Below are 8462 nucleotides of genomic sequence, written 5' to 3'. Positions count from 1 at the left end.
GCACAACCGCGACATAAGCAATCAGTGTAGCGAGATCGATCATCGGTCGATTTCTCCCGTAGGCTGCGCCTTACCCATCACCTTCAGCGCGAAGGAATAGGTGTAGGCGATCTCCTCCAGCCGCGAAAACCGGCCGGAGGCACCGGCATGGCCGGAATCCATGTTGATCTTGAACAGGACCGGATTGTCCCCGCTCTTGCGGTCGCGCAGCCGGGCCACCCATTTGGCCGGTTCCCAATAGGTGACGCGCGGATCGGTGAGACCGGCCAGCGCCAGGATCGGCGGATAGTCGTGATCAACGACATTGTCATAGGGCGAGTAGGCGGCAATGGTCCGGTAGTCGTCGGCGGACGCGATCGGGTTGCCCCATTCGGGCCATTCCGGCGGCGTCAGCGGCAGGGTCGCATCGAGCATGGTGGTGAGGACATCGACGAAGGGTACCTCGGCGACGATGCCGCCAAAACAATCCGGCGCCATGTTGGCGACGGCACCCATCAGCATGCCGCCGGCCGAACCGCCCTGGGCGACGATACGGTCATGCGCCGTGTAACGCTCCGTCACCAGATGGCGCGCGACGGCGATGAAATCGGTGAACGTGTTCATCTTGTTCTCCCGCTTGCCGTCATCGTACCAGCCATAGCCCTTGTCCTTGCCGCCGCGAACGTGAGCGATGGCGAAGACAAAGCCCCGGTCGACCAGCGAGAACCAGTTGGTGTTGAAGGCGGCCGGCACGGTGATGCCATAGGAGCCGTAGCCGTAAAGCAGGCAAGGTGCGGATCCGTCCAGCGGCGTGTCGCGATGGTGCAAAAGCGAGATCGGCACCAGTTCGCCATCGCTGGCCGGCGCCATCAGGCGCCGCGTGACATAGTGGTCCGCATCATGGCCGGATGGCACTTCCTGGGTCTTCAGCAGCACCCGCTCGCGGGTACGCATATTATAGTCGAACACCTGCGCAGGTGTCGTCATCGACGAATAGGAAAAGCGCATGATCTCGGTGTCGTACTCATAGGAACCCGACAGGCCGAGCGAGAAAGCCTCCTCGTCGAGGGACAAAAGATGCTCCTCGCCGCTGGTGCGGTCGTGCACGACGATGCGCGGCAGGCCTTCCTTGCGTTCGAGCCGAACCATGTGGTCTCTGAAGCCGATCACCGACAGGATCAGCCGGCCGGGTTCGTGCGGCACCAGTTCCTGCCAGTTGGCGCGCACGGGATCGCCCGCTGGTGCCGTCATGATCTTGAAGTCCTTGGCGCCGTCGGCATTGGTCAGGATGAAGAAGATATCGCCGCCTTCTTCCAGCTCGTACTGCAGGCCAATCTCGCGCGGCGACACCAGTTTCGGTTCGGCAAACGGATCGTCGGCGCGCATCAGGCGGTATTCCGAGGTCTCGTGGTCGTTGATGCCGATCATGATCCACTCGTTGTTGCGGGTGCCGTCGACATTCATGAAGAAGCCGGGATCGGTTTCCTCATAGATCAGCCGGTCGCTTTGCGGGCTGTCGCCAAGCGCATGGAACAGCACCTTCGACGGGCGGTGGTTGGGGTCGAGACGTGTATAGAAGAAGCCGTCATTGGCGGCGTTCCAGACACCTGAACCGCCGGTGTCGGGGATCTGGTCCGCAAGTTCCCTGCCGTCGGCAAGGTCACGCACGTGAAGCGTGTAGAATTCGGAGCCCTTGTCGTCGAATGCCCACAGCAGCCTTGCGTGGTCGGCCGAATGGTCGACGCCGCCAAGACGGAAATAGGCCTTGCCCGCGGCCTCCGCGTCACCATCGAGCAGGATATGCTCGGCACCGCCGTCTCGCGGCATGCGGAAATAGCGCGGCTGCTCGCCACCAAGTTTGAAGGACGAGCCATAGGCATAGGGCCCATCCTTCATCGGCACGGAAGAATCGTCTTCCTTGATACGGCCCTTCATCTCCTTGAAAAGCTGCTTTTGCAGTTCGACCGTGTCGGCCATCAGCTTCGACTGGTAGGCATTCTCCGCCTCGAGTTCTGCGCGGATTCCCGCATCGAGCAATGAGGGGTCGCGGAACATCTCCTGCCAGTTGCCGGCCCGCAGCCAGGCATAGTCGTCGGTTCGCGTGATGCCGTGATGCGTGTCGGAAACCGGCCGCTTCTCGGGCGTTGGCGGGCTGACGATCGGAAATATGGATGTCTTGGTCATTGCGTCTCGCTTTGCCAGTATCTTCAATGGGCCAGTATCTTCAATGGGCCAGTATCTTGAATGGACCATCTCGAATGGAGAATATCTTGAACGGCGAATGAACACGCCGATCAGGGCAGGTTCAAGAGCCGGAGCGTATGGATTGTGTCGGCTCCAGGAGATGAGCCGGGAGGAGAGATGATGACTATTTGGTCTCGGACTGCTGCGGCTTTCGCCGTTGCTTCACTAACTCTGGCCTTTGCCGGCCAGTCTCATGCGACCGTATTCGCGGCTTGGCAAGTGGCCAATGTGCCGTTCGGCGACACGCTCAATGTGCGCAAATACCCTTCGGGCGCATCCCAGAAGCAGGCGGCATATCCGAACGGGACCGTTCTGCAGATGACCGGGCGATGCACCGGCGGAATAAACCTGCTCGACATCGCCAACCAGCCGGCATGGAAGCAGGAACAAAAGATTCGTTTTCGCTGGTGCGAAGTCTGGCATGATCCGGCCCAGAACGGCAAATTCGTCACCGGCTGGGCGTATGGCAAATACATCACGCCGCATTGATTGATCCGGCAGCAATCAGCCGATCCGCCGGATGACAGGCATGTCGCCTGATTGCTTGCGTATGACCACGGCAACCTTTGGTTTTGTGGACAAATATGAACAACCAATATTGCCCGACGATAGCCAAGCAAAATCAAACATTAAAACCCATTTCGTGAGATGCCGCGAATGTAACGGTGAGCTGACGTTGCGTCAGCCGTTGCCGACGAGCGCGCGAAATATCGATAAATTACACAATGCACGAAAGATTGAAGCTGATCGCGGAATAATTGATCAATATCGTTCAATATAGCGTAAGGGCCGAATTGACTTACTTGGTCTGGGCGCTCATTGATGTGCCCGCGACACGAATCGTAGAAACTCTACCTGCACAAAATTCGTGCGATGCCCTGCTTGTAAAAAAGGGCGCAGATCGATGTAACTCTTGTTGGGGCCCGAAGACCATGGATATTGTCGAAACACCTTCCAGAAACAGCGATGCGCTGATCGAATTGACCGCCGATGTGGTGGCCGCCTATGTCAGTAACAATCCCGTGCCGGTCGGCGAATTGCCGAACCTGATATCCGATGTCCATGCTGCGCTCGGGCGTGTGGGCGGAACCGCCGAACAGCCGCCTGCCGACAAGCAGAAGCCGGCGGTCAACCCGAAGCGGTCGGTTCATGACGACTACATCGTCTGCCTTGAAGACGGCAAGAAGTTCAAGTCGCTGAAGCGCCATTTGATGACCCACTATGACCTGACACCGGACCAGTATCGCGAAAAGTGGAACCTTGACCCGACCTATCCGATGGTTGCACCCAACTATGCGGCTGCCCGGTCACAGCTTGCCAAGAAGATGGGCCTCGGCCGCAAGCGCAAAGCGCGGTAATCGCTGCCAGAGCAATTCAAGGAAAAGTGAAACGGTTTTCCCGGGAAAGCGCATAGAGCTCTCCCTTGGGAATTGCGTCAAAATAAGCCAGATCGGATCGACATCAACGGCGCCTTCGGGCGCCGTTTGATTTTTGCGCCGCGAGGCGCGGATCCGGTATGAAGGTGTCAGGCGGTCTGCTTGAGCGCTGCCTCGGCGTCGCGCTTGATGCGCTTGACCATCGAGCGAAGGCCGTTGGCGCGCTGCGGCGACAGATGTTCGTCGAGGCCGAGTTCTTTCAATGTCGCTTCCGCATCGGTCTGCTGGATTTCGCTGGCGGTCCTGCCGGAAAACAGCGCAAGTATGATCGCAACCAGTCCACGCACGATGTGAGCGTCCGAATCGCCCGTGAAGGTGATGACTGGGTCGGCTCCAGCCCCGCGTTCGGTGGTCAACCAGACCTGACTGACGCATCCCGGCACCTTGTTGGCGGCGCTGCGCTGCTCGTCGGGAAATGGCGGCAGCGCCTCGCCGAGTTCGATGACGTAGCGATAGCGGTCTTCCCATTCCTCGAGGAACGAAAAATCGTCGCGGATCGTCTGGATCGTGGTGGTCATAATGCCGGATATAGTCACGCGGCGGCTCCGCGTCACGGAAAAACAAGGACACCGCGGGCGTCGAGAGGGCAGACAGCCCGCGGTGCGCCGTCGAAGCGGCTTAATTCTGAGGCGGCAGGTTGACGGTCTCGGGCAAGACGATTTCTACGGGCAGGCTGCCGGTCATCGTCGACGTGTCGGGGCCGGCGGCGGACTTGTCGTCCATCATCGCTGCCGCGATCTTGGCGGTCTCCTTGGCGCGGGCGGTGATGGTGTGCATTGCCGACTTGCCGGTCTCGCAGACATCGGGCTTGCGTTCGCAAATGCCGGCGATATCGCCAACCGCTTCGCGTGCCGCAAACAAGGCCTGGATCGGCCCGACGCTTTCGCGGCCCGCTTCATCGGGGCCGACAGTCAGCGGCAGCGCCAGCAGCACCAGCGAAAACCAGAAAGCCATTCTTATGAGGAAGACCATGCCCTTGCCCTCTCGTCGTGACCGGATCATGCATCCATATGGCATGACCTCTTTTGTAGGCAGGATCTTGGCACACAGGCGCAAAGGACGGCTTGCGGGCAAAGAGAGAATTTTCCTCAAATTTTAGGCAAATTCGAAACGAAGCGTTCTGCGATCCATTTGTCTCAATTGCCAGTGATTTTCCTTAACAACAAATAACCATACATCCCCATGATTTTCCTGTATTTTTCTTGGAATGTGGAAGTCCGGGTGCCGTGTGCGCCTGTCCGATAGGTGCCGTCGCCGGATAACTCTCCGTTTACTATGGCTGCATTTGCCCGTGCTTTCGGCGGCCGGCATCCCGATATTTGCCGCAGGCCAGGGCCTTGGTCGGCCCTGCCTTATCCATTCCTTAAACGCTGGATGCGAGTTTCAAAGCCAACCAGAACCATCTGCAAAGCAGAGCTGTCCACGACAAGTGCGAGTGCGTTGAGTTGAGTTCAATCAAGGCCAGATACGTTGAATTGCCTGGCGCGATTTCTGCCGGTTGCGAACGTATGGTCCATCCGTCCATCCTTGGGCGGAGCGACCGCGAGCGCCAGCGCCGTTTCATCGGCGTCATGCTCGCCGCTCCTTTCTTTGCCGCCGGCGCCGCGGTCACCCTGGTCACTTCAGGCATGGGCGTTGCCGTCACCATGGCCGCCATCTTCGCCGCCTTTGGCCTGTGCTGGTTCGTCGCCTTACTGGTGGCGGCGACCGGCAAGATGGCGATGGCGAGTGGGCTCGCCCTGATGCTGGCCGGCATTTCTCTCGGCAGTCTCATTGCCGCCGCGGGCGGGCTGAGTTCGCCTGTCGCCATGCTTGTCCTGGCGCTGCCTTTCGAAGCCTGGTGGATCGGCGGCTCGCGACGTGCAGCACTGTGGGGAGCCGTGTCGGCCGCTGTCGCCATCCTGGCTCAGCCTTTGGCTGGAACCGTATTTCCGTTCGCAGGAGCGCAGATCGCGGCGTGGCACTGGCTGGTGCCGTTGGCGTGGGCGCTTACGCTGATGCCGCGTGCATCGGCGTTTCAAAACACGGCCGACGCGGCTGTGGTCGACACTGCCGACCGGCTCGAAGAAATCATCGATGCGGTGGTCTTGCGGGTCGCCCGCCATGGCGAGGTCCTGGACGCGTCGCCGAAAGCGCGCACGCTTTTGAAACTGCCGCCCGAACTGCTGTCTGGAAACGGCCTCTTCGATCGCGTCCATCTGTCGGATCGCGTTTCCTATCTCAGCGCAATGGCCGACATGCGCGACGGTGCGCTGTCGCGCCGGCTCGAATTGCGCATCCGCCTGCCTCAGAACGGCAATAGCCTGACGGCCGACAATTACCGCCCGTTCTCGCTTGATCTGGTGCGCGGTGAGGAACAGAGTGACGTCTTTACGCTCGTCCTGCGCGAGAATGACGAGATCGCCCGGTTGCGCGAGGATCTCGCGGCGGCCAATGAGGCGGCCGCATCCGCCGAAGTGGCGAAGGGGCGCTTCCTGGCGGTGGTCAGCCACGAACTGCGCACGCCGTTGAATGCCATCATCGGCTTCTCGGATATGCTGCTGCATGAGATGTTCGGCGGCTTCAAGGATCCGCGCCAGAAGGAATATGTCGGCCTGGTGAGGGATTCGGGCCAGCATCTGCTCGCCGTCGTAACCTCGATACTCGACGTGTCCAGGATTGAATCTGGCGTTTATGCGACCGAGCCGGAGCCGTTCCGGTTCGCGGAAGCGGTCGACATGTGCCAGTCGATGATGCAGCTGCAGGCGCAGGCCAAGAACATCGATCTGCGGGCGCAGATCGCGCCGGACGCCGGCGACATCAATGCCGACCAGCGCGCCGTACAGCAGATGCTGATCAACCTGGTCTCCAATGCGATCAAGTTCACCCCCGACGGCGGCGACGTCGTCGTCGGTGCCAAGCGGATCGGTTCGCGCCTGCATTTCTGGGTCAGGGACACCGGCATCGGCATCGCCGAGGAGGATTTCGCCAATCTCGGCAAGCCCTTCATGCAGATCCAGAACGACTATACCCGCCGTTTCGAGGGGACTGGTCTTGGCCTTTCACTGGTCAAGGGCCTGGTGGCGCTGCACGAAGGCACGATGTCCATCGAAAGCATGCCGGGCGAGGGCACCACGGTGACCATCAGCTTGCCGGTGAACGGACCGAAGGGACATCAGGCGGAGAAGGCCGGCGTGCTGACCATGCCTGTAGCGATGGCGAAAGGGGACAGAAATGGCTCGCTCCGCAAAACAGGCTAAGGCGGTCAAGCGTCGCAGCAACGCCTTTCAGGACGGCGCTGTCGCCGTCGGCGGAATGATCTCGCGCAACCCTGTCCTGGTGGGCGGCTCGACGGCATTCCTGGTGACGCTGTTCTACGTCTCTGCGAATGCCTTGTGGTACCAGCCTTTCCCGCATGCCGGCGCATTCTTCGCGACCCGCAGCATTGCGGGCTTTCCGCACGCGGCGCCCGACGAGCCGGAAACGACGTTCAACATCGTGCGGCCATCCGGCGCGCCGGCACCGATCAAGGGCGATCCGGTTGTCGAGCAGGTGCAAGGCATATTGAAGGATCTTGATTTCTATTCGGGAACGGTCGACGGCATTTCCGGACCCAACACCCGCAAGGCCATCCAGGACTATCAGCAGAAGGTCGGGCTCAACGCGTCCGGCGAGATCGACGCGCTTCTGCTCGATCAACTGGGCGCGACGCCGAAAACCGCTTCCGTCGTACCCAGGCCGCAGCCGCGCCCGGATATGCCGGCCGCCGTTCCGGTGTCTTTGCAGACAGGTTCAGGACAGACAAATTCCGGGCAGGCGGATGCCGAGACGCAAGCGCCCGATGCCCGCATCGTCAAGATCCAGGCCGGGCTCAAGGCGTTCGGCAATGACGACATGCAGCTGGATGGTGTCGTCGGCGCGCGCACCAAGGCGGCGATCAAGGAATTCCAGTCGCTGTTCGGGCTGCCGCAGACCGGCGAGCCCGATGAGATCGTCTACGTCAAGATGCGCGAGATCGGCCTGACCAACTGACGGCTGAAACGACGGCTCGCCCAGCGGCGGAAATATCGATAGAGAACCGGCAGTTTCGGGAGCTCTCTCATGCGCGTCACATCGGATCTGTGGGTCTCGGCCCTGTTGCGCCGGGTTTTCGGCGCCGGGGGATTTGCCGCCGTGGTCAAGCGCGGCGCGACCGAGGCCGGCGCTGTGTTCGTGCTGGCGCGGGGCAGGCTGGGTGAGGTTGCCCTGTTCGGGCCGGCGCCGCAGACAAGCTATGATTCGGCCAAGCCCGACGACCGGTTTTTCACTCAGCTCGGAACCGGCGAGGATGCCACAGTGCTCGACGCCAGGCTGGAAAGGGAGAAAAAATTCGATCCCGATATCTGGGTGGTCGAGATCGAGGCCGGCACCGTGCCCGTCGAGGAGCTTATTTCCGTGAAGACGCCCTGAGGCCGGACGAAGCCGCCGCATCGTCGCTGTTCGAGGCGGTGCGTGGATCGCCGTTGGCAGGTGCTGCGCCGCGAACCACCCTTGAAAGGGCTTCCGCCCGCCACGATCGCATCTTGTCCTGGGCCGCTTCACGATGCAGCAGCCGGTAACGGTCGAGGAAGGTGCGGATAGCCTGCGGATGCGGGAACTGGTTGGGATAGACGGCAACCGTGATCAGGAAGGCCCTGTCTTCGCTGAGGTCGAGCGAGCGCAAGGCGGCAAGCAGCGAGGCATAATTCTGGTTGGCGGTGAGCGATCGCGCGATCTCGAAATCGATATCGAGTGCATCGGCGAGCGCGGTCTGGAAGAACGCGGCGTTTCCCGTCAGCGCTGTCT

9 protein-coding genes and 1 pseudogene are annotated in these 8462 nt (G+C 60.9%); 6 read left to right on the top strand and 4 right to left on the bottom strand.

Features of this window, described 5'->3' with window-relative positions; translation table 11 throughout:
* Positions 1-39: 39 nt before the first annotated feature.
* Complete coding sequence (locus tag EN939_RS11880; protein ID WP_127268167.1) at positions 40-2163, bottom strand: S9 family peptidase; 2124 nt, start codon at positions 2161-2163, stop codon at positions 40-42.
* Between the two features lie 180 nt (positions 2164-2343).
* On the opposite strand from EN939_RS11880, the gene EN939_RS11875 reads away from it, so the two are divergent.
* The 3 genes from EN939_RS11875 (at position 2344) to EN939_RS11870 (ending at position 3581) form a co-directional block, all read left to right on the top strand.
* On the top strand, positions 2344-2712 hold the full coding sequence (locus tag EN939_RS11875; RefSeq protein ID WP_127268166.1) for an SH3 domain-containing protein: 369 nt from the start codon (positions 2344-2346) through the stop codon (positions 2710-2712).
* Positions 2713-2743: 31 nt separating this feature from the next.
* Complete coding sequence (locus tag EN939_RS38010) at positions 2744-3004, top strand: hypothetical protein (RefSeq protein WP_127276813.1); 261 nt, start codon at positions 2744-2746, stop codon at positions 3002-3004.
* A 151-nt stretch (positions 3005-3155) separates the two neighbouring features.
* Positions 3156-3581 carry a MucR family transcriptional regulator gene (locus tag EN939_RS11870; protein ID WP_013532660.1) on the top strand — a complete coding sequence of 142 codons (426 nt, stop codon included), beginning with the start codon at positions 3156-3158 and terminating at the stop codon, positions 3579-3581.
* 167 nt (positions 3582-3748) lie between these two features.
* On the opposite strand, the gene EN939_RS11865 is transcribed toward EN939_RS11870, so the two are convergent.
* Positions 3749-4177 (bottom strand): SufE family protein, encoded by a 429-nt coding sequence (locus EN939_RS11865; RefSeq protein WP_127268169.1) that lies wholly within the window; start codon positions 4175-4177, stop codon positions 3749-3751.
* A 100-nt stretch (positions 4178-4277) separates the two neighbouring features.
* Positions 4278-4631, bottom strand: coding sequence for a DUF5330 domain-containing protein (locus EN939_RS11860; protein WP_127268168.1), 354 nt, complete (start codon positions 4629-4631; stop codon positions 4278-4280).
* A gap of 536 nt (positions 4632-5167) precedes the next feature.
* On the opposite strand from EN939_RS11860, the gene EN939_RS11855 reads away from it, so the two are divergent.
* From EN939_RS11855 to EN939_RS11845, 3 genes are all read left to right on the top strand, one after another.
* Positions 5168-6898: an ATP-binding protein gene (locus EN939_RS11855; protein ID WP_127268165.1), complete on the top strand. Its 1731-nt coding sequence runs from the start codon at positions 5168-5170 to the stop codon at positions 6896-6898.
* Positions 6873-7670: a peptidoglycan-binding domain-containing protein gene (locus EN939_RS11850; RefSeq protein ID WP_127268164.1), complete on the top strand. Its 798-nt coding sequence runs from the start codon at positions 6873-6875 to the stop codon at positions 7668-7670. Before EN939_RS11855 ends, EN939_RS11850 begins: the two co-directional genes overlap by 26 nt.
* A 69-nt stretch (positions 7671-7739) precedes the next feature.
* Positions 7740-8087, top strand: coding sequence for a DUF1491 family protein (locus tag EN939_RS11845; protein ID WP_127268163.1), 348 nt, complete (start codon positions 7740-7742; stop codon positions 8085-8087).
* Here the strand turns inward: EN939_RS11845 and EN939_RS11840 are convergent.
* A pseudogene (locus EN939_RS11840) lies at positions 8065-8462 on the bottom strand (hypothetical protein); the annotation flags it as partial. The gene EN939_RS11845 and the pseudogene EN939_RS11840 sit on opposite strands and share 23 nt — an antisense overlap.

Origin of the sequence: Mesorhizobium sp. M7A.F.Ca.CA.002.05.1.1, assembly GCF_003998335.1 — a bacterium.
In the GTDB taxonomy this organism is placed as follows: Bacteria; Pseudomonadota; Alphaproteobacteria; order Rhizobiales; family Rhizobiaceae; genus Mesorhizobium.
The sequence above is the reverse complement of the archived record's forward strand: the minus strand, read 5'-3'. Positions and strand labels throughout refer to the sequence as shown.

Coding starts and splice junctions, on each gene's coding strand:
- EN939_RS11880 (WP_127268167.1), bottom strand. CDS start 2,163: ATGACCAAGACATCCATATTTCCGATCGTCAGCCCGCCAACGCCCGAG.
- EN939_RS11875 (WP_127268166.1), top strand. CDS start 2,344: ATGACTATTTGGTCTCGGACTGCTGCGGCTTTCGCCGTTGCTTCACTA.
- EN939_RS38010 (WP_127276813.1), top strand. CDS start 2,744: ATGACAGGCATGTCGCCTGATTGCTTGCGTATGACCACGGCAACCTTT.
- EN939_RS11870 (WP_013532660.1), top strand. CDS start 3,156: ATGGATATTGTCGAAACACCTTCCAGAAACAGCGATGCGCTGATCGAA.
- EN939_RS11865 (WP_127268169.1), bottom strand. CDS start 4,177: ATGACCACCACGATCCAGACGATCCGCGACGATTTTTCGTTCCTCGAG.
- EN939_RS11860 (WP_127268168.1), bottom strand. CDS start 4,631: ATGGTCTTCCTCATAAGAATGGCTTTCTGGTTTTCGCTGGTGCTGCTG.
- EN939_RS11855 (WP_127268165.1), top strand. CDS start 5,168: ATGGTCCATCCGTCCATCCTTGGGCGGAGCGACCGCGAGCGCCAGCGC.
- EN939_RS11850 (WP_127268164.1), top strand. CDS start 6,873: ATGGCTCGCTCCGCAAAACAGGCTAAGGCGGTCAAGCGTCGCAGCAAC.
- EN939_RS11845 (WP_127268163.1), top strand. CDS start 7,740: ATGCGCGTCACATCGGATCTGTGGGTCTCGGCCCTGTTGCGCCGGGTT.